Here is a 24,517-nt window from a genome sequence, read left to right on the forward strand (position 1 = left end):
GGTGTCTCCTGAAGCTGTCTGATTATGGGGTGTTGACCACCCGGGCAGGTATTTTGGGCGTAGGAAATTTTGTGCGATTCGGCGCTACAGTCCGTTCTGATCCCGGAACCGCTGAATGTTCCGGCGGTCCTTTTTACTTGGCCGCCGCGCCGGCGGCAGTTGAGCGGTTTGCATGGTTTTACGCTGCCAGGCGAGATCTTCGCGTTTCTTCAGACTGTCTTCGGTTTCATGGTAGAGCTTTTGCGCTTCGGGGGCGCCCCGGCGGCGATCGCTGATCTCATCCACGATAACAATTTTCTCTTGCCAGCCCAGGCGCAGGGTGACACTGGCACCGGTTTCGACAATCTTGCCGGGCTTGGTGCGCTGGCTGTTGTAATGAACTTTGCCGCCTTCGATTGCTTCTTTGGCCAGGCCCCGGGTTTTATAGAAGCGGGCAGCCCACAGCCATTTGTCCAGCCTGATCTTGTGTTCGTCAGCGTTAATTGCCGCCATAACTCCTCACCTGATGGGCTTGTCAGTGGTCTGACTCAATCGGATTATAACCGCCCCGTCATTTTGATGGCAGAGCCTGGTGTAAACGCAGCGCCGGCATAACTTCATCAAAATGGCGGATGCCTGGGATGTCAGGGTGTTGGGGGTTCGGTGCCTGCTTGCTGTCAGGTTCGAGGATGGCCAGGCATTGGCCGATCCCGGCACGGCGGGCACTTTCCAGGACCGGAAAACTGTCGTCCACCATCAGGGTATGCTGCTGACGATAGGCAATTTTGCGGCCCAGATCCCGCCAGAAGTCGGGATCTTCCTTGGGCTTGCCCAGTTCGTGGCTGGAGATAATGGCATCTACGTGCTTGTCCAGCCCGGTTCGGCTGAGTTTCAGGGCGAGAGGGTCCGGGTGGCAGTTGGTGACGATCACGGAGCGCAAACCGGACCGGCGCAGAGTGGCAAGAAAATCCGGCACATGCGGGCGGTAGCCAATCCGGTCGCTGACTTCGGCTTTCAGCTGGTTGATGTCAACCGAGAGCCGCTCGCTCCAGTAGTCTGTGCAGTACCAGTTCAGTGAGCCCCGTTCGGCCATGATCATCGCAATCAGGGTTTCTTTGGCTTGTTGTGGGTGCAGGTTGTACTGTTCGGCATAACGCTTCGGCAGGTGTTCCAGCCAGAAGTGTGAGTCGAAGTGCAGATCCAGCAGTGTTCCATCCATATCCAGGAACACGGTGTCGAGGGTTGACCAGTTCACCATAAACAAAACAGCCCGAAGAATTTTCTTCAGGCTGCCTCAGATTCCGGCCGCTGGCAAGCCGGGATTGTACCGACCCGTGTCCGGTGTCAGTTGTTGGTTTGCTCGACGGGTTCTGGCTTTCGGCCCGTGCGAGAGCAGCCCAGACAGCGCACAAAAGTGGCCTTGGCCGGGCCTACAACAAGGACTTCACCGGCTTCGCCAGCATTGCCGCCCAGCGCGGAAAAGGGCAGAGACACCAGGTAAACCGCGCTGCCGACAATTGTGGTAGCCAGCAAAGCCGGGCGCAGCAGAATGGCGTCGGCGGTCATGGCCAGCGCAGAGGGACTTTCATCGACCGCTCTGGCGTGGCCAAGGGAAGAAAAAGCCAGCAGGCAAGCTGCTGCGGTCGCTACCAGAGTGCGAGAAATCTTACGGGTCATGATGATCGTCTCCTATTAATTCTCCGTTAACTATGAATCATATTACCTCAATTTCAAACGCTTTTTTCGTTGAAAAGTGTGAGCTGTGTGGCGCTGGACGGAGGAATTAACGCTGGCAGCGCGGACAATAGACGGTAGACCGGTTGTTCATCCGGATCTCTTTCAGCGTGGCGTTGCAGTTCGTGCAGGGATCTCCGCCATGACCGTAGACCAGCAGGGACTGGGCAAAATACCCGGGTTTGCCGTCGCTGTTCACGAAGTCTCTCAAGGTGGTGCCGCCCATCAGAATGGCGGCACTGAGGGTTTCGCGGATGGTTTCGGCTAGTCGGTGGTAGCGGTCCAGGCTGATACGCCCGGCTTTGCGTTTCGGGTGGATGCCCGCTTTGAACAGAGCCTCATTGGCGTAGATGTTGCCCACGCCAACAACAATATGATTATCCATGATGAACGATTTGATTGGCGTTTGCCGTCCGCGTGACTGCCGGAACAGCGTTGAGCCGCTGAACTGATCCGACAGCGGTTCGGGGCCCAGGTCCCGGATCAGTGGGTGGCTGCCACTGTCATCAGCCCAGAGCCAGCAGCCGAACCGGCGAGGATCATTGAAGCGCAGAACCCGTCCACTTCCGAGCGTGATTTCGACGTGATCATGGGTCATGACCGGACTGTTGTCGGTGATCACCCGCAGGCTGCCTGACATGCCCAGGTGCACAATGACGGTGCCGGCGTCGAGATTCAGGAACAGATACTTGGCCCGGCGATCAACGGACCGGATGGTCTGGCCTTGCAACCGGTCCGGTAGGTCTTCCGGCACGGGCCAGCGCAGCTTTCCGTTCCGGATCAGGACGTTGGTGATGGTCTGGCCTTCGCAGTGCGGGGCAATACCTTGTCGGGTGGTTTCCACTTCGGGTAATTCGGGCACGGTGCCTCCGTTGCCAGGCAGGTTTCAGGGCTAACAGTGTAAGCAGTAACAAAAAAGCCGCCAATGACAGTTGTTGAAGCGTACATCTGTACGCTAAAGTTATGGTATACCTTCCCTTCGAGTGTTTGCGACTAACCCCTGCAGTATCGCCTTTCGAAGTTGATTGATTTTAGAGGATATACTATGTGGTTTAACGGTCTACTGGATCTGTCGGTGTGGCAGCTGATAGCGGCTGCGCTTGTGCTCACTCACATCACCATCGTCAGTGTGACGTTGTACCTGCATCGCCATTCAGCCCACAACGCGCTGGATCTGCATCCGGCACTGAGGCACTTTTTCCGGTTTTGGCTGTGGTTGACCACTGCCCAGAACACCAAAGAGTGGACGGCGATTCACCGTAAGCATCACGCCAAGTGCGAGACTGAGGAAGACCCACACAGTCCCGTGGTTCTGGGTATTCGCAAGGTGCTGTTGGAGGGTGCCGAGCTCTATGCCGAAGCAGCGACGCCGGAAACTCTCGAGCGTTACGGCCAGCGTACCCCGGAAGACTGGATCGAGCGTAATCTTTACACCCGCCATCGAATGTTGGGCATCGGTTTATTGGCAGTGATCAACCTGCTGCTGTTTGGTGTTCATGGTATCTGGATCTGGGCAGTACAGATGATGTGGATTCCGGTGTGGGCTGCTGGCGTGGTTAACGGTGTCGGCCACTGGATGGGTTACCGCAACTTCGAATGCGCAGACAACGCTCGCAATATTTTACCACTGGGCATCCTGATCGGTGGAGAAGAGCTGCACAACAACCATCACACTTACCCGAACTCCGCCAAACTTTCCCGGCGTTGGTTCGAGGTAGACATTGGTTGGGGTTATATCCGTCTGTTCCAGCTGTTTGGTCTGGCCAAGCCTAAGGGTTACCGGCCTATTGCCCACTATGTGCCGGGCAAAATAGACGTCGATGTCGAGACGGTGCAGGCCATTACCAATAGCCGTTTTGACATCATGCGCCAGTATCGCAAGCGAGTTGTAGAGCCCGTGTTGCTCCAGCAGCGGGCGCTGATGGATGACGAAATCCGGCCCCGCTACCGCAAGCTCAAGAAGTTGCTGTCGCGGGAGGTATCGCTGATCCAGCCCCGGGAAAAGGAGCATCTGGATACGGTGCTGGAGCGCAATGAAATGCTGCGACTGATATATCAGAAAAGCGAGGAGTTGCAGGCGCTGTGGCGTCAGCGTGGGTTGAAGCCCCAGGACAAGCTGCAGGCTCTGATGGAGTGGTGCAAAGAGGCGGAAGCCAGTGGCGTTCGTTACCTGGAAGAATTTGCTGCCCATTTGCGGGCTTATTCACTGCGGCCAGCTGCCTGAGCGCAGTGTGTAATTTTAAAAAGGCCGGATGACGCATGTCATCCGGCCTTTTTCGTTGCAGGGCGGGCTATTCCGTGCCCGGATCGACCCGGTAAAGGCTGTAGGTGACCTGGCCTGCCGTTTTCTGTCGGTGTAGCTGCCAGCGTTGCGGAACCGGCGGTGTCGTCAGTTCACTCTCATGCTCAACGTACACCCAGCCACCAGGCTTGGCCCAGTGTCCGGACTCCAGCAGCGGAAACAATCGTTCCAGCCAACCCTGGCGGAACGGTGGATCCATAAAGATGATATCGAACGCCGGACATTGGCTGTCGCCCAGATAACCCGTGACGTCCTGGCAAACTACCTCTCCGTTGTCTGATTTCAGGAGCCGCAAGTTGTCCCGTAGCGATTGGGCCAGTGCTGGTGTGTGGTCGACCAGAGTGGCTCTGGCTGCCCCACGCGACAACGCTTCAAGTCCGAGAGCGCCAGATCCGGCGAACAGATCCAGGCAGCGACTGCCGGCAATGTGAAAATTCAGCCAGTTAAACAGGGTCTCGCGGATGCGGGCCGGGCTTGGACGAACGCCGCCGGCATCCGGGAATCGCAATAAACGACTACGCCAGTCACCACCGATGATGCGCAGTTCACCGCTGCCGCTCTGACCGCTGATTCTGGATGTCGCCGGGCCAGGTTTGCGTGGGGCCGGTCTGTGTCGCGCCATGGCTGTACTCCGGGGTGCTGAACGGTGTGAGTGTCGGGCTGCTATGTTACCGGAAAGCCGCCGGCAGAGGATAATCACTCCACCGCTCACTTAGTGCGGCCAGTCTGCTAGAATGTGCGCTTTAATTTTGACCGCCCTTTTCAGACAGATGGTAAGACTATGACGGCAGAGTGGATTTCAATCGGCCTGTTGGCCCTTCTTGTTCTGTTCTTCGTGCTGGATGTTGCCAGCAATCGCAGACGGGTACCGCGCCCGAAGCCGGTGCCGCAGCGCAAACCGGACGTTGCCGAAGGCCCGGTACCAGTTGCACCGGAACAGTTACCCGAGGAAAAGGTCGCTAAAACGGCGGCGGAGCGTAAACCTGAAGCTCCTGCCGAACCCGCTGCAGCGGCAGTGGTTGAGGTGCCCGAGATTGCCCCGGAGCCGCTCGTTGAGGTTAAACCCGAGCCGGAACCCGAGACCCAGATCAGCGTGTTCGAGCGCATCAAGCAAGGCCTGGGTAAAACCCGTGCCGGCTTGACCGGTGGTCTGGCGGATCTGTTTTCCGTGGGTAAGAAAATCGACGAAGATCTGCTCGAGGAAATCGAAACCACCTTGCTGATGGCCGATGTCGGGGTAACGGCCACTTCGGAAATCATCGAAGCGCTGACCGACAAGCTTGAGCGTAATCAGCTGAAAGACGGTGCCGCGCTGCGCAAAGCTTTGAAGACCGAGCTGCACGGCTTGCTCAGGGATGTCACCAAGCCGCTCGATATCAGTACTGATAACAAGCCCTATGTCATTCTAATGGTGGGCGTGAATGGCGTCGGCAAGACCACCACCATTGGTAAACTGACCCGTAAATTCCAGGACCAAGGCAAATCGGTGATGCTGGCCGCCGGGGACACGTTTCGGGCGGCCGCGGTTGAACAGCTGCAGGTGTGGGGTGAGCGTAACAAGGTGCCCGTGATCGCGCAGCATACCGGTGCTGATAGCGCTTCGGTCATTTTTGACGCCATTCAGTCAGCTCAGGCCCGGGGTACCGATGTGTTAATCGCCGATACCGCCGGCCGCTTGCAGAACAAAGACAACCTGATGAACGAGCTGACCAAAGTGGTCAGGGTGATGAAAAAACTGGACGAGTCCGCACCCCATGAAGTGATGCTGGTACTGGATGCCGGTACCGGCCAGAATGCCTTGAGCCAGGCCCAAGTGTTCCAGCAGGCGGTGGGCGTGAGCGGCATTACATTGACGAAACTGGACGGTACCGCAAAAGGCGGGATTGTATTTGCCATCGCCCGTCAGCTGCAGCTGCCCATCCGGTTTATCGGTGTGGGTGAGCAGGCCGAAGATCTGCGCAGTTTTGATGCAGAAACCTTTGTCGACGCCTTGTTCGACGACTGAAGTACCGGCAACGGAGCCTTAGCCCCAGATGATTGAGTTTCGCCAGGTTACCAAGCGCTATGACAGCGACCACACCGCTTTGCGCCAGGTGAATTTTCACCTTGACCGGGGTGAACTGGCGTTTCTCACCGGGCACTCCGGAGCCGGCAAAAGTACCCTGTTGAAACTGATCATGGTGATGGAGCGGCCGACTGCCGGTGAAGTGGTGGTCGGCGGCCAGCAGCTCAACAGCCTGCCTAAACGCCAGATCCCCTACATCCGTCGGCACATCGGCGTGGTGTTTCAGAACCATCAGTTGCTATTTGATCGCTCAGTGTATGACAACGTTGCCATGCCCCTGGAAGTGATGGGGGCCTCGCCCCGGGACATCGGCCGGCGCGTTCGGGCCGCACTGGACAAAGTTGGCTTGTTGAACAAAGAGAAAATGAATCCGCTGCAGTTGTCGGGGGGTGAGCAGCAACGGGTAGGCATTGCCCGGGCGGTGGTAAACAAGCCACCGGTGCTGCTGGCGGACGAGCCCACCGGTAACCTTGATCCGGCGCTGTCGGCTGACATCATGAAACTGTTCACCGAGTTCAGTCAGGTCGGCGTCACGGTGTTGATCGCCACTCACGATATCGCGTTGATCAATGAAATGGGGCGGCGTCAGTTAACGCTGGATCACGGTCGCCTGGTGACCAGCGGTAGTGGGACGGCCTCGGGAGGTGTCAGTGGCTAACGACCCTCGCCAGAAGCCAGAAAACCGGCGCGGTGCTGCTAACCGGGTGAAGTCGCCATTGAACGCTCAGGCGCGCAGTTATCTGGATCATCATCGCAAGGTGGCCCGGGATTCGGCTCAGCGACTGTGGCGGACTCCGGTGGCCAGCCTGATGACCTGGGCCGTGATGGGGGTTGCCCTGGCCTTGCCGCTGGCACTGTTGTTGTTACTCAACAGCTTGCAGGGTGTCAGTGCCGGCTGGGAGAGCAGTGCCCGCATTACCGCTTATCTGGCTATGGATGTGCCTCTTGAGCAGGCGAATGTCGCCGCGGATGAGGTGGGTAGTGACGGCCGGGTCTTGTCAGTGCAGCTGGTGAGCCGGGAGCAGGCACTTGCGGAGTTCAGAGCGTCGTCCGGGCTCGACCATGCTCTGGATTTTCTTGATGAAAATCCGTTGCCGCATACCTTGCTGATTACCCCTGAAGATAGCGCACGCTCTGCCGAGGGTGTACGGGCGTTAGTAGTTTTCATCGAAGGGATGGACGAGGTTGAGCAGGTTCAGGTAGACCTTGGCTGGTTGCAGCGACTCAATGCCATGACGGATATTCTGGCCAGGGCGGTTTGGGCCCTGGCGCTGTTGCTGGGTGGGGCGGTCATTCTGGTGATCGGCAACACCGTACGCCTGGCCATTGAAAGTCGCCGGGATGAAATCCTGGTGGCCAAGCTGGTGGGCGGCACCGACGCCTTTGTGCGACGGCCGTTTCTGTACACCGGGGCCTGGTTTGGGCTCGGCGGCGGACTGGTTGCCTGGTTGCTGATTCAGATGTCGCTGTGGTGGCTGAACGGCCCAATTGAGAGGCTGGCCGGCCTCTATCACAGTGAGTTTGCGCTGCAGGGCCCGGGGTTTGATGGCGCGTTAGCATTGATTATCATCGCAATGCTGTTAGGCTGGCTGGGTGCTTGGCTTGCGGTGAAGCGTCATCTGGATGACATAGAACCGGGCGATATTGCCGGAGGGTGATCTGGATATCGGGAAAACCGTATTGAAAATACGGCTTGTTCTGGCGTAGCTTAAATAGTCTGCTTGGGTGTCAGAAGAGCACTAGTAAATTCTCAGCCTGTTGATTTCTAACGTTTTACTGAGAATTAAAGGAACTAAAGAGGTTCTTGGCGGTCTTATCTTTAGTTGCTATATTTAATGGCTGTCAGGTTCGGAGGTTAATGCATGGGTATGAGTTTACAGCTGGTTGACAGACTGGTTCCGGGCGCGAATCTCGAGTCGTATATTCAGGCTGCGAGTCGTATTTCGGTGCTCTCAGTGGAAGAAGAGCGGGAGCTGTCAGAGCGGCTTTACTATGAGGGCGATGTTGAAGCCGCCCGTCACCTGGTGTTGTCTCACCTGCGCTTTGTTATTCATATAGCCCGCAGTTATTCTGGCTACGGGTTGGCGCAGGCGGATCTGATTCAGGAAGGCAACGTTGGCCTGATGAAGGCGGTCAAACGTTTCAATCCGGAGTACGGTGTGCGCCTGGTGTCGTTCGCTGTGCACTGGATCAAGGCGGAGATCCACGAGTTTATTCTGCGCAACTGGCGCATAGTGAAAGTGGCTACGACCAAGGCCCAGCGTAAGTTGTTCTTTAATTTGCGCAGTCAGAAGAAAAAGCTGGCGTGGTTGAGCCATGATGAGCTCAACGCGGTAGCGAAAGATCTGGGTGTTGAGCCCCGGGTGGTGCGCGAGATGGAAGGGCGCTTGTCGTCTCACGATACCTCGTTTGATGGTCCGACCGATGATGATGAAGACAGTGCCTATCAGGCGCCGGCTTATTATCTGGAAGATCGTCGCGGTGATCCGGCGGTGCAGCTTGAGAACTCGGATTGGTCGGAGGATTCCAATGGCCGTCTGATGCAGGCGTTGGGCACTCTGGATGAGCGCAGTCAGGATATTCTGCGTGAGCGCTGGCTGACCGAGGGTAAGTCGACGTTGCATGAGCTGGCGGACAAGTACGGCATTTCGGCGGAGCGTATTCGTCAATTAGAGAAGAATGCGATGAAGAAGATCAAGGCGCAGATGACCGAAGCGGCCTGATCCGCCCCTGAGCGCTGATGTCAGAACGCCACCACCGTTCGCGGTTGGTGGCGTTTTTGTTTGTATAATGCCCGCACCCTGTTTTATCGACATCCGGGCGGAAGCGCGCGGGTGGCCTGTTCCAAAACACGCTGTGAATACGTCCATGTACGCTCTGCTCCGCCTCTCAGCACTTAATGCTCCTGCGTCGCGCTGAGAGTCCTGGGCAGGCCATCCTTGGCCAGCCCGTGAAGCGCTTTACGCTTCACCCAGGGCTCCGCAAGGTTTTGGAACAGGCCACCCGCACGCTTCTTCAACCTTTGGAGTGGGATCATAGACAATGACGAGCAAACTTCCTCACATCGCGTTTCTAGGCATTGGCCTGATGGGCGCACCCATGACCCGAAACCTGCTGAGTGCAGGTTACCCCATGACCCTGTGGAACCGGACGGCGAGCAAGTGCGAGCCGTTTGTCGGGCAGGCGACCATTGCCGGTTCCCCGGCCGAAGCGGTGGCTGAAGCCGACATTGTGATCACCATGCTGGAAAACGGCACGGTGGTGGAGGACGTGATGGTGGCTCAGGGCGCCATGGGCGCTCTTAAAGCGGGTGCGCTGGTGGTAGACATGAGCTCGGTGCAGCCGTCGCTGGCGCGGCGTCACGCGCAGCTGGCGGCGGAGCAGGGGGCGGGCTATGTCGATGCGCCGGTGTCGGGTGGCACCTTGGGGGCGGCGGAGGCTCGGTTGAGTATTATGGCCGGCGGGTCAGAGGAGGACGTTACTCGAGCGTTGCCGGTGTTTGCGGTGCTGGGCAAGTGCACGCGGATCGGGCCGGTGGGAGCCGGGCAGTTGGCGAAGCTGGCGAATCAGGCGATTGTGGGAATTACCATTGGTGCGGTGTCTGAGGCGCTATTGCTGGCGGCCAAGGGCGGCGCCGATCCGGCGGCGGTGCGGGAAGCATTGATGGGGGGCTTTGCCGGTAGCCGGATTCTGGAGTTACACGGACAACGGATGATTGACCGGGATTTTGCCCCGGGTGCGCCGGCGCGGATTCAGTTGAAGGATATGCGGATGATTCTGGATGAGGCCCGGGCCGAGGGTCTGACCCTGCCGCTGGCGCAACAGGTGCACAACGAGTACCTGTCACTGGTGGCCAATGGCCACAGCGATGTCGATCACAGTGGTCTGCTGCTCGAGCTGGAGCACCTTAACGGCACACGCTTGGGTTCGGTGGGTCGGGGCCCAAAGTCGTAGGGGAGGGTCATGTCACGTTTTGCTGCGAATCTGTCGATGTTGTTTACTGAGGTGCCGTTTCTGGCTCGTTTCGCCCGTGCTCGGGCAGCGGGTTTTACCGCAGTCGAGTATCTGTTTCCCTATGACTGGCCGGCGGAGCAGATTGCGGCTGAGCTTGAAAGCAACGGGCTGACTCAGGTGTTGTTTAACCTGCCACCGGGAGACTGGCAAGCCGGAGAGCGGGGGATTGCCTGTTTGCCGGACCGGGTTGACGAGTTCCGGGCTGGCGTCGAGCAGGGGGTGGCCTACGCCAGGGTGCTGGGTAACACGCAGCTGAATTGTCTGGCGGGGTTGCAGCCCGCAGAGCTGGATGACGAGCTGGCCTGGAGTACACTGGAGGCCAATGTCCAGTATGCTGCCGACCGCTTTGCCGACGCCGGCCTGACGCTGTGCCTGGAGGCAATCAATTCCCGGGTCGATATGCCGGGTTTTATGCTCGACACCACCGATAAGGTCATGGCACTGATTGAAGCGGTGGATGCCGATAACGTTCGGTTGCAGTACGATATCTATCATATGCAGATCATGGAAGGGGATCTGATCCGCTCCATGGAGTGTCTGCTGCCGTGGATTGGTCACATTCAGTTTGCCGATAATCCGGGTCGGCACGAGCCGGGTACCGGTGAGATTAACTTTTCGAATGTTTTCGCAGCACTCGATCGCCTGGATTACCAGGGCTGGGTCAGTGCTGAATATCGCCCGACCGCGGTCACGGAAGACTCTCTGGCCTGGTTCCCCGTCAAGAGTTGACCGTCGTCATTGGCGACACCCTCTTACAAGATGGTAACTGGCCCGGTTTCAGAGTTCTTCGTACCCTAGTTGGTAATGTAATCCGCTACCAGGAGGAGCACCGGTGAAAGCACTGGTAATCGAAGACGATCGGGATGTAGCAAATTATCTGCTGAAGGGACTGAGAGAATCGGACTTCGTGGTAGACCATGCGGCCGATGGCAAGGAAGGCATGCTGATGGCGGCCAGTGAAGAATACGACATCATGATCGTAGACCGTATGCTGCCGGGAATGGACGGGTTGTCCATCATCAAGACGGTGCGGGCCACCGGTAACCAGACGCCCATTTTGATTCTCAGTGCCCTGGGCGATGTCGACGACCGGGTCGAGGGGTTGCGAGGTGGCGGTGATGATTATCTGACCAAACCGTTCTCGTTCACTGAGTTGCTGGCCCGAATCGAGTCACTGATCCGTCGCAACCGGCAGGCTGCGGAAACCGAAACCGTGCTGAAGGTTGCGGATCTGGAAATGGACCTGCTGGCCCGAACGGTCAAGCGCGCCGGTCAGAGCATCGATGTCCAGCCACGGGAATTCCGGTTACTGGAATATCTGATGCGCAATGCCGGTCAGGTGGTCACCCGGACCATGTTGCTGGAGAAAGTCTGGGATTATCATTTTGATCCCCAGACCAACGTGATTGATGTGCACATCAGTCGCCTGCGCGCCAAGATCGACAAGGAATTCGATACACCCTTGCTGCAGACCGTGCGGGGTGCGGGATACATGTTACGTGAAACTGCTTAGTCAGCTAAGAACATCCTCTTTTCAGCTGGCCCTGCTGTACATGGTGGTGTTCGCCACATCCGTGTTTTTGCTGTTGGCGTTCATCTACTGGCGAACGGCAGGGTTCATGACTGCCCAGACCGATGAAACCATCGAAGCCGAAATTGCCGGGCTGGCGGAGCAATACCGGGGGCGCGGCGTCAACGGCTTGATCACCATCATCCGTGAGCGTGTCGCCCGCGATCCGAATGCCAAATCGATTTATCTGCTCACCACAGACGACTTCCTGAAGCTGGCCGGAAACATCGAAACCTGGCCTGAAGGCAGCCGCTCGTCGGATACCGGCTGGATCAACTTTACGCTGAATCCGTCGGTTGGCTGGCAGGGCCCCGAACGACTGGCCCGTGCCCGCATCTTCGAAGTCCAGGGCGGCCTCAAGCTTCTGGTAGGTCGGGATGTCGATGAGCTGACCAATCTCAAGCGAGTGATCGAAACTGCCATCAACTGGGGCATGGGCATAACGCTGGCACTGGCGTTGCTGGGCGGATTTCTGATGAGTCGCGGCACTACCCGTCGCATCGAGGTTATCAACAACACCTCCCGACGGATTATGAATGGCCACTTGTCGCTGCGCATTCCCACCCGAGGTACCGACGACGATTTTGATCAACTGGCGGAAAACCTGAACCAGATGCTGGACCGGATTGTGTACCTGATGGAAGGCATCCGACATGTGTCAGACAGCATCGCCCACGATTTGCGCACGCCTTTGACGCGTCTGCGCAACCAGCTGGAAAGCACCCTGATTGCGGTGGATAACGACGAAGCCCGGGATCAGGTAGGCCGGGCGGTCTCTGAGGCCGATCAGTTGCTGGCCACCTTCAATGCCTTGCTACGCATCGCCCGGCTGGAAACCCGGGGTAATTCAGCTGATATGAAAGTGATCTCGCTGGATGAGCTCGTCAGCGATGCCTGTGAACTCTATGAGGCACTAGCGGAAGATAAAGACCAGGCATTTCCCCAGGCTCTGGAGCAGGGCGTCATGATAGAAGGGGACCGGGACCTGTTATTCCAGATGGTCAGTAACCTGATTGATAACGCAATTAAATATACGCCGGAACAGGGCGGAATTCAGGTGGTTGTGCGTCGGGACGGCGCCACGGCGGTGTTTGAGGTGCAGGATTCGGGCATCGGTATTCCGGATGACGAGAAGGGTCAGGTATTCCAGCGTTTCTACCGGGTCGGTAAGAGTCGTTCGCTGCCGGGTAACGGCCTGGGGTTAAGTCTGGTCAGTGCCGTCGCTGAGATCCATCAGGGTGAGATTCTGTTAAGTGACACCCGTGAGGGTGAAGTACCGCCTGGCTTGACGGTGACCGTGCGAATGCCTGCTTTTACAGGTATTCGCAAACGGATCAAGGCAACCCCGTCCGATCCGGATGAAGACTCACTACTCACTGGATGATAAGCGAGCTTCGACCGACGCCAGCAACGCCTGAAAGTTAGTTGCTGGCGCGGATGCGATTGACTCTGCTGATAATCGGACCAAATACCGCATCTGCGCGGGCCTCTACCTGGCCCGCAATCTTCTCGAACTGGGAGCGACGGCGGTCAACCTTGGCCTGAATGCTGTCCCACTCACCTTCCAGATGCTTTTGCTCCAGCATCAGATAAGCCGCGATGTTGTGGCGGTTAAGTTTGCTGGTTATGCCCATGTCATCGAGCCGGAAACCGATGCTATCGACACCTTCCAGGGCCAGGTTCAGCAGTTTTTTGGTGTTCATATGTGTCTCCGTCAGGAAAAATAGTCACTATTGCCCCGTAAACTATCCCCGGATACTAGAGTATACAACCTAATTTTGACCGGGCCGGACGCCAAAATCTGCCTTGCTAAAAGGTAATTCCTTGGCCACCGCTGGGTAATGCTTAGTGTGTAGAATAGGTCGTGTAGATGTTGAAGCAGGCATAAAGTCGCTTGCTTCTTCCTCCAGCACAGCGCTAGCCTTATACCCCGTTACCTACGGGGTTTTTTTTGCCCTGAATTTTCTGATCAACCCGGAATAACCGACTTGATGACCAAGATCTCAGCTGGCTCCAGCGCGCGCTACATTACACCGGACGGTGAGCAGGCCTTGCGAGAGGAATTGCAGTTCCTGTGGAAGGTCAAGCGACCGGAGGTTACCCAGGCTGTTCGGGAGGCTGCTGCCCAGGGTGATCGCTCGGAAAACGCCGAATACATCTATGGCAAAAAGCAGCTGCGGGAAATCGACCGCAGGGTGCGCTTTCTCAGCAAGCGGCTGGATGAGTTGACAGTGGTCGACCGCCTGCCGGATGACCAGAGCCGGGTGTATTTCGGCGCCTGGGTGACGGTTGAGGACGAAGCGGGCGATGAGCAGAGTTATCGGCTGGTGGGTGCGGACGAGTTTGATCTGGGCAAGGGCTACCTGAGCATCAACTCACCGCTGGCTCGGGCACTGATTGGCAAATACCTGGATGATGAAGTATCGGTGAAAACCCCTGAAGGCTGGAAGGTCGTGGTGATCACCGGAATCCGCTACGGAAAGACCGTTTCCGACAAGTGAGAATCGTCACAAATTCGTCTTTTTACTGAGCAAAGCGTCACCGATGGCGATAGACTGATCAAAAATTGTCACCCGAAAGGGTAATGGACACCAAGACAATGAACGATCAATCGGGATTGAAGCCATGACGTCATTAGAATCGCTTGCCGGATCAGAGCCAGTGCCTTATCGATGGCTGGCGGCCGTGTTGATGCCCTTCGCGTTAATGGCGATACCCGCTTATGGCCAGAGCAGCAGCGCCACGAGCCCAGTGTTCGAGTTCGAGCAGCGCTCAACCATCGACACCATCCCGTTCAGCTCGATCGAAGAAGAAACGCTCGCCAATACCATTATCGAAGGGGGGTTGGAGGCTCCGGCCGCCGGCGTGCCGGTGCAATCTGCCCGCGATGATGATTTCTATCTGGATCCGTTGGCCCTGCAGCCCCGGGATGGTCGCACTGACCTGGGGCGCTCCGAGATTCCGGTGGATATCCGGTTCAGCAATCCAAAGGTGGTGCCCGGCCAGACCCACAGCAATAACTATTCGATCCGGCCCCCGGAGAACCGCACCTACGATACTCTCAACGTCAATATGACCGGGCGGTGATGGGGCAGATCGATCAGTTCGGGGTCCTTCAACGGGCTACGCTGCAGCGGCGCCTTGCGTGGCGGGGATACCGAGCACATCTTCGTAAAAAAAGGCCAGCGCCTGAGTGGCCTGATTGAGCCTGGCTCTGGATACCTGGATTTTCTCTCTCAGATAGTCAAGAAACAGCTTCTGATCTTCTTCCGCCAGGTTGCCCGGGTCTTTGATATCGTGGAAAAGCACAAAACGGCTGATCCAGTGCAGATAGGTCTGCTCTGCCCGTTGGTTCAGTTGTCGTTTGCGGATCGCGGCTTTGACATCGTTGACAATACCAGGCCGTGATTGCTCGAGCGCCTCGGTAATATTCATGGTGTGTACTCGTCTGAATGCTTGTTGTTCTTATGTTGCGCGCATCATATGACAAACGTTTGAACGGCGCAAAAATAAACGGGCGAGGCTATTTGGGGGGGGGCGATTAATTGCCCGCCGGCAGGACCGGCGGGTGGTAGGAGGCTGTTACTTCAGGGATTCGAGCTTGTCGATGTAGGTCTGCATGGCGTCGTCACTGGAGGTGCCTTTGAGTTTTTCCCAGGCGTCGTATTTGGCGCGACCAACAAAGTCCATCATGCCCGGGCGCTTGCCGGACACATCACCTGCGGTTGCCTGCTTGTACAGGGCGTAGAACTCCAGTTTCATCTCGTTCGAGGGCTTGAAGTCGCCCTCGGCACTCTGAATGTAATTCACCGCTTCATCGAATTTTGCTTTCAGGTCACTCATGGTCTGACTCCTTGGTATGACGGGTTGTTTCCTCTGCGTATGGGGCGAGTATAGCGGTGGCAGCGTCAGCCGTCATTGACTGTAAAGGTATTGGCACGGGCATCCGGGCAAGCTGGCAAAAGTTTGCCCGACCTCACACTTTGGGTCATTTCTGGCCAGCTTTAGCTTGAGAATGCCTGGGCAGATGTGTACAGTTTCGCTCGTTGTCTGCCAGGACGGTAGGCACCAAGGATCGAACTACACTGCAAATGAATTGCACAGGGAGCACGCCATGTCTGCCAAAGATGGTTCCGTCGCGCCGAAAGAGCGCATCAATATCAAGTATGTCCCCGCCACCGGAGATCAGCAGGCTGAAACCGAACTGCCGCTGAAGATGTTCGTGGTTGGCGATTTTAAGGGCCATGCTGAAGAAATCCCTATCGAAGACCGTAAGGCCATTTCCGTCGACAAGAACAACTTCCGCTCTGTCATGAAGGAAGCCGGTCTGACGCTGTCCACCAACGTGTCCAACAAGCTGGAAGAAAACGCCGATGACCTCCCGGTCAATCTGGAATTCCAGGGCCTGGATGACTTTTCTCCGGACAGCATTGCCCGCCAGGTACCCGAGCTCAAGAAGCTGATCGAATTGCGCGAAGCTCTGGTTGCTTTGAAAGGCCCTCTGGGTAACGTTCCGGCTTTCCGCAGCAAGATGCAGGAATTGCTGGACAACGAAGGCGCTCGGGAAAAGCTGCTGGCTGAGCTTGATCTGGCCACCGAAAGCGGCGAGTAACCCGGGTCACCGTCCGATACGGTAACCAACACCGAATATCAATCACGTACTGAAGGGATGTGGTATGTCTGATACTGCTGTGCAGCAATCTGCTGCCTCCGAATCTGTAGCAGAAGGCTCCTTGCTCGACCAGGTCATGGCGAACAGCCGTATGGCACCGGCCGACGAAGGTTACGACGTTGCCCGCAAAGGCGTTGCAACCTTTATTGCCAACCTGCTGAAGAGCGACGAAAAAGGCCAGCCAGTCAACAAGGCTCTGGTCGACCAGATGGTGGTCGAGCTGGATCGCAAGATCAGCGCCCAAATGGATGAAATCCTGCACGCTCCACAACTGCAGGAGCTGGAATCGTCCTGGCGCGGTCTGAAACTCATGGTAGACCGCACTGAATTCCGCGAGAACATCAAAGTCGACATCCTGCACGCCACCAAGCAGGAACTGCTGGAAGACTTCGAGTTTGCGCCGGATGTCACTCAGACCGGCTTCTACAAGCACATTTATGCCGCAGAATACGGCCAGTTCGGTGGCGAGCCGGTGGGTGCCATCGTTGGCAACTACGCCTTCAGCCCATCAACGCCAGACATGAAGCTGCTGCAGTACGTGTCATCTGTCGGCGCCATGTCCCACGCGCCCTTCCTGTCCTCCGTTGCACCGTCCTTCTTTGGTGTCGACAGCTATCAGGAACTGCCGGCGATCAAGGAGCTGAGTGCCGTCTTCGAAGGCCCGAAATACGCCAAGTGGCGCTCCCTGCGGGAATCCGAAGATGCCCGTTACCTGGGCCTGGCGGCACCGCGCTTCCTGCTGCGAGTACCTTATGACCCGACCGAAAATCCGGTGCGCAGCTTCAACTACAAAGAGGAAGTGTCGGGCGACCACGAGCATTACCTGTGGGGCAATACCGCTTACCTGCTGGCCACCCGCCTGACCGACAGCTTTGCCAAGTACCGCTGGTGCCCGAACATCATCGGCCCCCAGAGCGGTGGCGCGGTAGAAGATCTGCCAGTGCATACCTTTGAATCCTTTGGCCAGCTCGAGGCCAAAATCCCGACCGAAGTGCTGATCACCGATCGTCGTGAATACGAACTGGCGGAAGAGGGCTTCATTGCCCTGACCATGCGCAAGGGCAGCGACAACGCCGCGTTCTTCTCCGCCAACTCGGTGCAGAAGCCCAAGCAGTTCCCTAACACCAAGGAAGGCAAAGAAGCGGAAACCAACTACAAGTTGGGCACCCAGTTGCCGTACATGATGATCGTGAACCGCCTGGCTCACTACATCAAAGTGTTGCAGCGCGAGCAGATCGGTTCCTGGAAAGAACGTCAGGATCTGGAGCGGGAACTGAACACCTGGATTCGCCAGTACGTGGCCGACCAGGAAAACCCGCCGGCCGAAGTTCGTAGCCGTCGTCCGTTGCGCGCCGCCCACGTGGAAGTCTCCGATGTTGAAGGCGATCCGGGCTGGTACCAGGTATCCCTGGCCGTACGCCCGCACTTCAAATACATGGGAGCCAACTTCGAACTCTCGCTGGTTGGCCGCCTGGACAAGGATTAATCCGTGTTTGGCGACACCGGCACTGACGGCGTTCGCAATACCGGCAGCCTGTTTGAAAGACTGGAACAGGCCGCCGCCCCGGCGGGGCAGAGCATGGGCGAAATACCCCATGTGGTGGAATCCATCAAACGCCATCTGGTCCGATTGCTCAATGCCCATCCGGGCAACAGCGCGAGCGTGCCAGACCTGGGTTTGCTGGATTTCAACGACGCCACCCTGGGTACTCACGACCTGAGCATCCAGATCCGGGGGTCGATCCGTCAGTGTATCGAGAAGTTTGAGCCCAGAGTTAAGCGGGTCGAGGTGCTGGCGTTACCGCCAGGACCGGACCCGCTGCAGTTGAAGTTTCAGGTAACTGTGTTTCTGAGTGTCGCGGGAAGCGACGACCGGACGACCATTGATCTGGTTTTGGATGACAAGCGCTACTATCGGGTTCTCTAGAGCTTGGTGGCTGGAGGGGGCGGGGACACTTTTCTTCTGGGAAAAAACAACTCGCTTCGCTCAGACATCTTTTTTCCCGCCAGAAAAGTGTCCCCACCCCCTCCGGCAGACTTGAATGCAAGCGGTCCGTAAGGTTTTGAAGGCAAGGATGAGAGCGAGGACGCGGTTAGCCTTTCCAAAAGTGTGCGGAGCCATGGATGGCGGAGCCCAAGCGTCCCATGGATGGGCTTGCAGCGTCTTTTGGAAAGGCTAACCGCGCCCTCGCTCGGAGCCAGACAAGGTGCAGTAACGATGAAGTTAAATCGGTTCTACAGGGATGAGTTGAGCTTTCTGCGGTTGCAGGGCAGGGAGTTTGCCGAGGCACATCCGCAGCTGACTCGCTTTTTGTCAGAGCAAAGCACCGACCCGGACGTTGAGCGGCTATTGGAAGGCTTTGCCTTTCTGACCGGCAAACTGCGGGAAAAAGTTGAAGACGAATTTCCGGAGCTCACGCACTCGTTGCTGAACATGCTCTGGCCTAATTACCTGCGGCCCGTGCCCAGTTGCACCATCATGCGCTTTGATCCGCAACTGCACGCCATCAGTGAGCGGCAAACGGTCGAGCGCCATACCGAAATCAAAAGCCGGCCTCTGGGCGAGCCAAGCCGGCAAACCCAGTGCCGGTTCCGCACCTGCCGGGCGGTGGATATCTTTCCGATCAGTGTGGCGGAAGCGCATGCCGAGCATTCCCGCGAAGTATCTTCGGTCACCGTTGATCTGGCGCTGCACACCGACCAGCCCCTGAACAGTCTGGGCCTCGACAGCCTGCGCTTCTACCTGGGCGGCGATAACCACACCGCGGAAACCCTGTACCTGTGGCTGAACCATTACCTCAGCCGCATGGAACTGGTGATTGGCGGCAACGTCTACAACCTGCCGTCGTCGCTGTTGCAGCCGGTGGGCTTTGCCGCCGACGAAGCGATTCTGCCGTATCCGAAGAACGCCTCCGCCGGTTACCGGATCATTCAGGAATACCTGAGCTTCCCGGAAGCCTTCCGGTTTATCGACATTGCAGGCCTGAAAGCCCGGCTGCCGGCGGTGCAGGCCGATGAAGTCAGCCTACGCTTCCACTTCAGTCGGATTCTGCCGCCGGATGCCCGGGTGACCCGGGATTCGCTGCAGCTGTACTGCACCCCGGCGGTGAACCTGTTCAGCCACGAAGGCGAACCGGTGGACCTGAACGGCCGGCAGACCGAATACCGCATTTCACCGTCCAGCCGCTGCCCGGAGCACTTTGAAGTGTTCAGCATCGAGCAGGTCGAAGGCTGGCTCGAGGGCCGGTCCGGCCGGGGCGAGCCGCGACTGTACACCGCGTTCGAGAGTTTTCAGCACGAAGTGGAACGGGATCGTGGCCGCGCCGCCCTGTATTACCGGGTGCGTACCCGGGACAGTGTGCGCGGTGATGGTTTTGATCATTACATCGCGTTTGTGCGTGGCGATGAGTCCGAATGCATGAGCCGGCAAGAAGCCGTGTCATTGACCCTCACCTGCACCAACCGGCAATTGCCGCAGCAGCTGGCGGTCGGTGAAATCTGCATGGCCACGGAAACCACCCCGGCGTTTGCTTCGTTCAGCAACATCACCCGGCCGACCGCGACGCTGCGGCCGACCCTGGACGGCAGCCTGCTGTGGACACTGATCTCCAATTTGTCCCTGAACTACCTGTCGATGCTCGATGTGGATGCCCTGCGCACGGTGTTGCGGGTGTACGACTTCCGGGCCCTGGTGGACCGCCAGGCGGAACGGGTGTCCCAGAAACGCCTGGCCGGCATCAGCGACATCACCACCCAGCCGGTGGACCGGATGGTCCGGGGCTTGCCAGTGCGGGGTATTCGCTCGGTGTTGAAGCTGGACCAGCAGAATTTCGGCAGTGAGGGCGATCTGTATCTGTTCGGCACCGTGCTGAGCCGGTTTTTTGCCCTCTACGCCAGTATTAACGCTTTTCACCAGCTGGAAGTGGTGAACACAGAGAATCAGGAACGCTACACATGGACGTTACAGCAAGGTCAGCAGCCGCTGATGTAGCCGGGCTGGAACCCGTTCTCGGCGACGCAAAACGATACAGTTTTTTTCAGTTGGTGGATCTGATTCATCGGCACCACGGCGACGATCTGGAGCGCCCGGGTAGTGGCGAGCCCCGGCAGGAGCGCATCCGGTTTTCGGCCTCGGCCGGGCTTGGTTTTCCGGGCAGTGACGTGGTGTCGGCGTTATCGCCGGAACACGAGCACGCGCCTTACCAGATGGAAGTGAGTTTTCTGGGTTTGCACGGTTCCCAGTCGCCGTTGCCGGGTTACTACCTGGAGGATCTGGCCTGGGAAGCGGGCCAGAACCTGGGCGTGCGCCGGCACTTTCTGGACTTTTTTAATCACCGTCTGGTGACCCTGTTTCATCGGTCCTGGCGCAAGTACCGGTATTACGTCCGCTTTCAGCCCGGTGCCAGTGACGGGTTTTCCGAGCTGGTGTTTGCCCTGGTGGGCCTGGGTGATCGCCGTCTGCGCGACGCCACGCCGGTCAACTGGTCCAAGATGTTGGCCTATGCCGGGCAAATGGCCGGGCGCAGCCGCTCACCGGACGTGGTCAGCGGCATCGTGGCGCACTGTTTTGACCTGGAAGACGTCAGCATCGAGCAGTGGGTGTTGCGCAAGGTTGCCATTGCTGAAGATCAGCAAACCCGTCTGGGCCAGGCCAACGCCAGCCTGGGCCTGGACACCCTGGTGGGCGCCAGCATCCGGGACCGCAGCGGCAAGTTTATTCTGCGGCTGCACAATCTGAGCCGGCAGCGGTTTGCGGATTTTTTGCCCAATGGCCGGGATCACGAGCGCCTGGTGAAGCTGGTGGAATTCACCACCCGGGAGCAACTGGCCTATGACCTGGAGCTGCAGATGCGGCCCAAGGACATCCGACCCATGCAGCTGGGTGAGGACGTGCGCCTGGGCTGGAACTCATTTGTCACACCGGAGCGGGCCCGTGAGCGCCCGGCGGTGCGAATCCAGATACGACGTTAAGGCAAGGAGCCAAACACGTGGGACATCAGAACACAGCGCTCAAACTGGTCATCATCAACCCGACCGAGACCGGTGGTGGTGCCAGTATCGAGCATCATTTCAGCACCTCCGGTGGCTCTATCGGCACTGCCGCCAATGACACCTGGCGGCTGTCACCGCATCGCACCGGCGTGGTCGCGGGCCACGCCGAAGTGCGTTATCTGGATGGCGGCTTCTGCCTGATTGACCGCAGCGGCAGAACCTACATCAACAGCAGCAGCCAGCCTGTGGGCCGGGGCCGCCGCGCCCGCCTGAATCACGGCGATACCCTGACCATCGGCCGTTACCGGATGCGGGCGGAGCTGAACGGCGAGGCGGTGGACCACTCGGAACTGAATGACGATGCGGGTCAGGACCGCCGGCTGGTGGATATGGATGAGGGCGACTTGTTACGTTCCAGTTCGCGTCAGTCAATGCCGGAAGGGCGTGAGCCGCTGGCCGGGTTGAGCACACCGGCCGGCGAAGCAGTCAGCGAGGATCCACTGGCGCCCTGGCAACAGCAACGCAGCCAAGCCCGGGACGAGGCCCCGGAACTGCTGGCCAGTGACAAGGCCTGGTTTGCCCGCTCGGCCAACGTCAGCGATGAGTACCGGGAAAACCGGGACGTGGCCATGGGCCTGCCGATCCACCGCAACGCCCGCAATAACGAAAAGCAGACACAGGAGCGACACGGAATGTCAGACATCAAAACCCCGGTCCGGGACGCCAGCCGGCAACACATCAGCGGCGCGCCGTTGATGCGTGGCCTGGGCACCGAGGTCGAGTTTGCCGACAGCGACGACATGCAGCTGTTTCTGGAAGAAGCCGGCCAGACCCTGAAAGCCACGGTCGAAGGCCTGCTGGCGTTGCATCAGAGCGAGGACACCCGGCACCGGGCACTGCGCACCCGGCTGCAACCGATCGAAGACAACCCGCTGCGCCTGGGGGAAGACTACGCCGGCACCATCGAGACCCTGTTTGCCGCCGAGCGTAGCCCGGTGCACCTGTCTGCTCCGGCGGCGGTGCGGGAAAGTCTGGAAAGCCTGAATCACCACCAGCAGGCCACGCAGGAAGCCATTCGCGAGGCACTGGAAGCCATTCTTTACGCCTTCTCACCGGAGGCCCTGTTGCGCCGGTTCCACGGCTACCGCCGAGGCCTGCAAGACAATGAAGACGAGGGCCTGTGGGCCTGGAACATGTACCAACACTACTACCAGGAACTCAGGTCCAGTCGTCAGCAGGGATTCGAGCGTCTCTTTCAGGAGGTGTTTGACCAGGCTTACGACCAACACTTGCGCCAATTACAGAGAGAGAGCCTTTCATGAAGTACTACAAATGGAGCTTGCTGGCTATCGTCATGCTGATGGTGGGGTGCAGCACCCCGTATAACGCGGTCAGCAAAACCGCCAAGGTGCTGTGGGACCCGTCGATCCCGGTCGGCTACCCGGAAGATCTTCCCAGTCGGGTGGCCTTGACCATGCTGGCCGAGCCGGACGTGAACCCGAACGAATCGCTGGCACCGACGCCGATTGCCTATCAGATCATCGAATTGCGCGACAGCTCGCTGCTGATGGCCGGTGACTTTGATCAGCTGCTGAACAACCTGAAGGACTCCCTGGGCCGCAACTACGTCGATCACAGCGATTACACCCTGGTGCCGGGCCAGTTCAAGTATGTCGAGCCGTTCGAGATCAGTAAGGACACCCGTTTCATCGGCGTGATTGCCTTTTATGCGTATCCCAACCTGTCCCAGTGGAAAAAAGTGGTCAAGGTAGATCCCATCGGTGATACCTATCACCTGCTGATCAATCTGCGGGAGCGGGAAGTACAACTCAGACGTTCGGAAGATACCTGATGGCCGCTACCAATCGAGTCGTCTGGAGTGATGGGCTGTTCATCAAGCCCCAGCACTTCCAGCAACAGCAGCGATACCTGGAACACCAGATCAACGAGCGCGCATTGGCGGTCTCGGATTACCTGTACGGCTTCTGCGATCTGGAGCTGAACGCCGAATACCTGAGCTTTGGCCGGGTTGGTCTGGTGCGGTCGTCCGGACTGTTTCCGGACGGTACCCGGTTCAATCTGCCCCAGGATGATGTGATGCCAGAGCCCCTGGAAATTACCGATGCCTCAGTGGCCAATCAGGTGGTGTACCTGGCCTTGCCTCTGGGCAGTGACACCCTGGCCGAAGTGGAATGGCCGGATGCGCCGGTGGCGGGCCGGTTTCGCGCCCAAACTATGGAAATCCGCGATTTGCATTCCATCGACGGTGACGCCCACAGCATCGACGTCGGCCGGGTTGCCCCGCGCCTGATGCTGGAGCGGGACGACCGCAGCGCCTACGCCGCCCTGGCCATTGGCCGAATTCTGGAAAAGCGCCCGGATGGCAGCCTGGTGATGGACCCGAATTTCCTGCCCACCATGCTCAGCGTGCGCGCGGCGCCGCGCCTGCAGCGCTTTGTCGGTGAAATGGCCGGGCTGATGCAGGAGCGCGCCCGCAACATTGCCGAGCGAGTCGGGGCACCCGGGCAGGGCGGTGTGGCTGATGTTTCGGACTTTATGTTGCTGCAGATGCTGAACCGCGCACATCCGAAATTCATGCACCTGGCCCGGTTGCGCCAGCTGCATCCGGAACGCCTGTACGAAGCCTTGTTGGAACTGTGTGGCGAGCTGGTGACCTTCACCGATGAGAGCCGCCTGCCGCGGGAGTTCACACCCTACGATCACGACCTGCCGGAAGGCTGCTTCAGCCCGCTGATGCAGGTGCTGCGCCAGGCCCTGAGCACCGTCCTGGAGCCGCGTGCGCTGTCGATCTCGCTGCAGCAGCGCCAGTACGGTCTTACCGTGGCGCCGGTGCAGGATGGCCAGCTGATCCAGAACGCGGAGTTTATTCTGGCGGTGAAGGCCGACATGCCGCTGGACGACCTGCGCAAGCAGTTCACCCAACAGTGCAAGGTGGCGTCGGTGGAAAAGATCCGCGACCTCATCAGTCTGCAGCTGCCGGGCATACCACTGTCGGCACTGCCGGTGGCCCCGCGCCAGCTGCCGTATCACGCCGGTTTTGTCTACTTCCGGCTGGACGACCAGAGCCAGGCCTGGCAAATGCTCGACAACGCCAGCGGCTTTGCCTTCCACGTGGCAGGCAGCTTCCCCGGGCTGGAAATGCAATTCTGGGCAATCAGGAACTAAATC

Annotated in this window: 27 protein-coding genes; 19 read left to right on the forward strand and 8 right to left on the reverse strand. The window is 58.3% G+C overall.

Translation table 11 applies throughout. The features are described from left to right. Nucleotides 1-84 precede the first annotated feature (84 nt). The 4 genes from hslR to mutM form a co-directional block, all read right to left on the reverse strand. Nucleotides 85-492 carry a ribosome-associated heat shock protein Hsp15 gene (gene hslR / locus C7H08_RS03890; RefSeq protein WP_106670463.1) on the reverse strand — a complete coding sequence of 136 codons (408 nt, stop codon included), beginning with the start codon at nt 490-492 and terminating at the stop codon, nt 85-87. A 58-nt stretch (nt 493-550) separates the two neighbouring features. Continuing rightward, the gene (gene yrfG / locus C7H08_RS03895; protein WP_106670464.1) at nt 551-1,237 is read right to left on the reverse strand and encodes a GMP/IMP nucleotidase; all 687 of its coding nucleotides are present in this window, start codon (nt 1,235-1,237) and stop codon (nt 551-553) included. A gap of 86 nt (nt 1,238-1,323) precedes the next feature. Beyond that, nucleotides 1,324-1,656 carry a hypothetical protein gene (locus tag C7H08_RS03900; RefSeq protein WP_106670465.1) on the reverse strand — a complete coding sequence of 111 codons (333 nt, stop codon included), beginning with the start codon at nt 1,654-1,656 and terminating at the stop codon, nt 1,324-1,326. A 106-nt stretch (nt 1,657-1,762) separates the two neighbouring features. Beyond that, nucleotides 1,763-2,575 (reverse strand): bifunctional DNA-formamidopyrimidine glycosylase/DNA-(apurinic or apyrimidinic site) lyase, encoded by an 813-nt coding sequence (gene mutM / locus C7H08_RS03905; protein ID WP_106670466.1) that lies wholly within the window; start codon nt 2,573-2,575, stop codon nt 1,763-1,765. Between the two features lie 183 nt (nt 2,576-2,758). On the opposite strand from mutM, the gene C7H08_RS03910 reads away from it, so the two are divergent. Next, the gene (locus C7H08_RS03910) at nt 2,759-3,937 is read left to right on the forward strand and encodes a DesA family fatty acid desaturase (RefSeq protein WP_106670467.1); all 1,179 of its coding nucleotides are present in this window, start codon (nt 2,759-2,761) and stop codon (nt 3,935-3,937) included. Between the two features lie 67 nt (nt 3,938-4,004). Here the strand turns inward: C7H08_RS03910 and rsmD are convergent, their stop codons facing one another. After that, complete coding sequence (rsmD, locus tag C7H08_RS03915; RefSeq protein WP_106670468.1) at nt 4,005-4,637, reverse strand: 16S rRNA (guanine(966)-N(2))-methyltransferase RsmD; 633 nt, start codon at nt 4,635-4,637, stop codon at nt 4,005-4,007. A 159-nt stretch (nt 4,638-4,796) separates the two neighbouring features. Between rsmD and ftsY the strand changes: the two genes are divergently transcribed. The 8 genes from ftsY to C7H08_RS03955 all read left to right on the forward strand — a co-directional run bounded on the left by ftsY (nt 4,797) and on the right by C7H08_RS03955 (nt 13,048). After that, entirely contained in the window at nt 4,797-6,020 is a 1,224-nt protein-coding gene (gene ftsY / locus C7H08_RS03920) for a signal recognition particle-docking protein FtsY (protein WP_106670469.1), read from the forward strand. A gap of 28 nt (nt 6,021-6,048) precedes the next feature. Beyond that, on the forward strand, nt 6,049-6,738 hold the full coding sequence (gene ftsE / locus C7H08_RS03925; RefSeq protein WP_106670470.1) for a cell division ATP-binding protein FtsE: 690 nt from the start codon (nt 6,049-6,051) through the stop codon (nt 6,736-6,738). Then, nucleotides 6,731-7,738 carry a permease-like cell division protein FtsX gene (gene ftsX / locus C7H08_RS03930; protein WP_106670471.1) on the forward strand — a complete coding sequence of 336 codons (1,008 nt, stop codon included), beginning with the start codon at nt 6,731-6,733 and terminating at the stop codon, nt 7,736-7,738. Before ftsE ends, ftsX begins: the two co-directional genes overlap by 8 nt. A 204-nt stretch (nt 7,739-7,942) precedes the next feature. After that, a complete protein-coding gene (gene rpoH / locus C7H08_RS03935; protein WP_106670472.1) occupies nt 7,943-8,803 on the forward strand; it encodes an RNA polymerase sigma factor RpoH in 861 nt (286 codons plus the stop codon). 319 nt (nt 8,804-9,122) lie between these two features. Further along, nucleotides 9,123-10,034: an NAD(P)-dependent oxidoreductase gene (locus C7H08_RS03940; protein ID WP_106670473.1), complete on the forward strand. Its 912-nt coding sequence runs from the start codon at nt 9,123-9,125 to the stop codon at nt 10,032-10,034. Nucleotides 10,035-10,043: 9 nt separating this feature from the next. Then, a complete protein-coding gene (hyi, locus tag C7H08_RS03945; RefSeq protein ID WP_106670474.1) occupies nt 10,044-10,823 on the forward strand; it encodes a hydroxypyruvate isomerase in 780 nt (259 codons plus the stop codon). A gap of 103 nt (nt 10,824-10,926) precedes the next feature. Beyond that, nucleotides 10,927-11,607 carry a winged helix-turn-helix domain-containing protein gene (locus C7H08_RS03950; RefSeq protein WP_106670475.1) on the forward strand — a complete coding sequence of 227 codons (681 nt, stop codon included), beginning with the start codon at nt 10,927-10,929 and terminating at the stop codon, nt 11,605-11,607. Further along, nucleotides 11,594-13,048, forward strand: a complete 1,455-nt coding sequence (locus C7H08_RS03955; RefSeq protein WP_106670476.1) for a HAMP domain-containing sensor histidine kinase — start codon at nt 11,594-11,596, stop codon at nt 13,046-13,048. Before C7H08_RS03950 ends, C7H08_RS03955 begins: the two co-directional genes overlap by 14 nt. A gap of 37 nt (nt 13,049-13,085) precedes the next feature. Here C7H08_RS03955 and C7H08_RS03960 read toward each other — a convergent pair whose 3' ends face one another. Then, nucleotides 13,086-13,367 (reverse strand): hypothetical protein, encoded by a 282-nt coding sequence (locus C7H08_RS03960; protein ID WP_106670477.1) that lies wholly within the window; start codon nt 13,365-13,367, stop codon nt 13,086-13,088. A gap of 288 nt (nt 13,368-13,655) precedes the next feature. On the opposite strand from C7H08_RS03960, the gene greB reads away from it, so the two are divergent. Continuing rightward, nucleotides 13,656-14,165 (forward strand): transcription elongation factor GreB, encoded by a 510-nt coding sequence (greB, locus tag C7H08_RS03965; protein WP_106670478.1) that lies wholly within the window; start codon nt 13,656-13,658, stop codon nt 14,163-14,165. Nucleotides 14,166-14,289: 124 nt separating this feature from the next. Further along, nucleotides 14,290-14,751 carry a hypothetical protein gene (locus tag C7H08_RS03970; RefSeq protein WP_227663175.1) on the forward strand — a complete coding sequence of 154 codons (462 nt, stop codon included), beginning with the start codon at nt 14,290-14,292 and terminating at the stop codon, nt 14,749-14,751. Nucleotides 14,752-14,787: 36 nt separating this feature from the next. On the opposite strand, the gene C7H08_RS03975 is transcribed toward C7H08_RS03970, so the two are convergent. Both C7H08_RS03975 and C7H08_RS03980 read right to left on the reverse strand, forming a co-directional pair. After that, nucleotides 14,788-15,099: a site-specific integrase gene (locus C7H08_RS03975; RefSeq protein ID WP_106670479.1), complete on the reverse strand. Its 312-nt coding sequence runs from the start codon at nt 15,097-15,099 to the stop codon at nt 14,788-14,790. Nucleotides 15,100-15,246: 147 nt separating this feature from the next. Next, nucleotides 15,247-15,507: an acyl-CoA-binding protein gene (locus C7H08_RS03980; RefSeq protein WP_106670480.1), complete on the reverse strand. Its 261-nt coding sequence runs from the start codon at nt 15,505-15,507 to the stop codon at nt 15,247-15,249. A 271-nt stretch (nt 15,508-15,778) separates the two neighbouring features. On the opposite strand from C7H08_RS03980, the gene tssB reads away from it, so the two are divergent. The 8 genes from tssB to tssK all read left to right on the forward strand — a co-directional run bounded on the left by tssB (nt 15,779) and on the right by tssK (nt 24,514). After that, nucleotides 15,779-16,276: a type VI secretion system contractile sheath small subunit gene (gene tssB / locus C7H08_RS03985; protein WP_106670481.1), complete on the forward strand. Its 498-nt coding sequence runs from the start codon at nt 15,779-15,781 to the stop codon at nt 16,274-16,276. Between the two features lie 64 nt (nt 16,277-16,340). Then, complete coding sequence (gene tssC, locus C7H08_RS03990; RefSeq protein ID WP_106670482.1) at nt 16,341-17,822, forward strand: type VI secretion system contractile sheath large subunit; 1,482 nt, start codon at nt 16,341-16,343, stop codon at nt 17,820-17,822. A gap of 3 nt (nt 17,823-17,825) precedes the next feature. Continuing rightward, nucleotides 17,826-18,263, forward strand: coding sequence for a type VI secretion system baseplate subunit TssE (gene tssE / locus C7H08_RS03995; RefSeq protein ID WP_106670483.1), 438 nt, complete (start codon nt 17,826-17,828; stop codon nt 18,261-18,263). Nucleotides 18,264-18,554: 291 nt separating this feature from the next. After that, nucleotides 18,555-20,327, forward strand: a complete 1,773-nt coding sequence (gene tssF / locus C7H08_RS04000; RefSeq protein WP_106670484.1) for a type VI secretion system baseplate subunit TssF — start codon at nt 18,555-18,557, stop codon at nt 20,325-20,327. Further along, complete coding sequence (tssG, locus tag C7H08_RS04005) at nt 20,291-21,307, forward strand: type VI secretion system baseplate subunit TssG (protein WP_106670485.1); 1,017 nt, start codon at nt 20,291-20,293, stop codon at nt 21,305-21,307. The genes tssF and tssG overlap by 37 nt, the downstream gene beginning before the upstream one ends. Nucleotides 21,308-21,324: 17 nt before the next feature. Further along, the gene (gene tagH, locus C7H08_RS04010; RefSeq protein ID WP_106670486.1) at nt 21,325-22,650 is read left to right on the forward strand and encodes a type VI secretion system-associated FHA domain protein TagH; all 1,326 of its coding nucleotides are present in this window, start codon (nt 21,325-21,327) and stop codon (nt 22,648-22,650) included. Then, nucleotides 22,647-23,180, forward strand: coding sequence for a type VI secretion system lipoprotein TssJ (gene tssJ / locus C7H08_RS04015; RefSeq protein ID WP_106670487.1), 534 nt, complete (start codon nt 22,647-22,649; stop codon nt 23,178-23,180). The genes tagH and tssJ overlap by 4 nt, the downstream gene beginning before the upstream one ends. Next, the gene (gene tssK, locus C7H08_RS04020; RefSeq protein WP_106670488.1) at nt 23,180-24,514 is read left to right on the forward strand and encodes a type VI secretion system baseplate subunit TssK; all 1,335 of its coding nucleotides are present in this window, start codon (nt 23,180-23,182) and stop codon (nt 24,512-24,514) included. The genes tssJ and tssK overlap by 1 nt, the downstream gene beginning before the upstream one ends. Nucleotides 24,515-24,517 lie beyond the last annotated feature (3 nt).

Origin of the sequence: Marinobacter halophilus, assembly GCF_003007685.1 — a bacterium.
In the GTDB taxonomy this organism is placed as follows: Bacteria; Pseudomonadota; Gammaproteobacteria; order Pseudomonadales; family Oleiphilaceae; genus Marinobacter; species Marinobacter halophilus.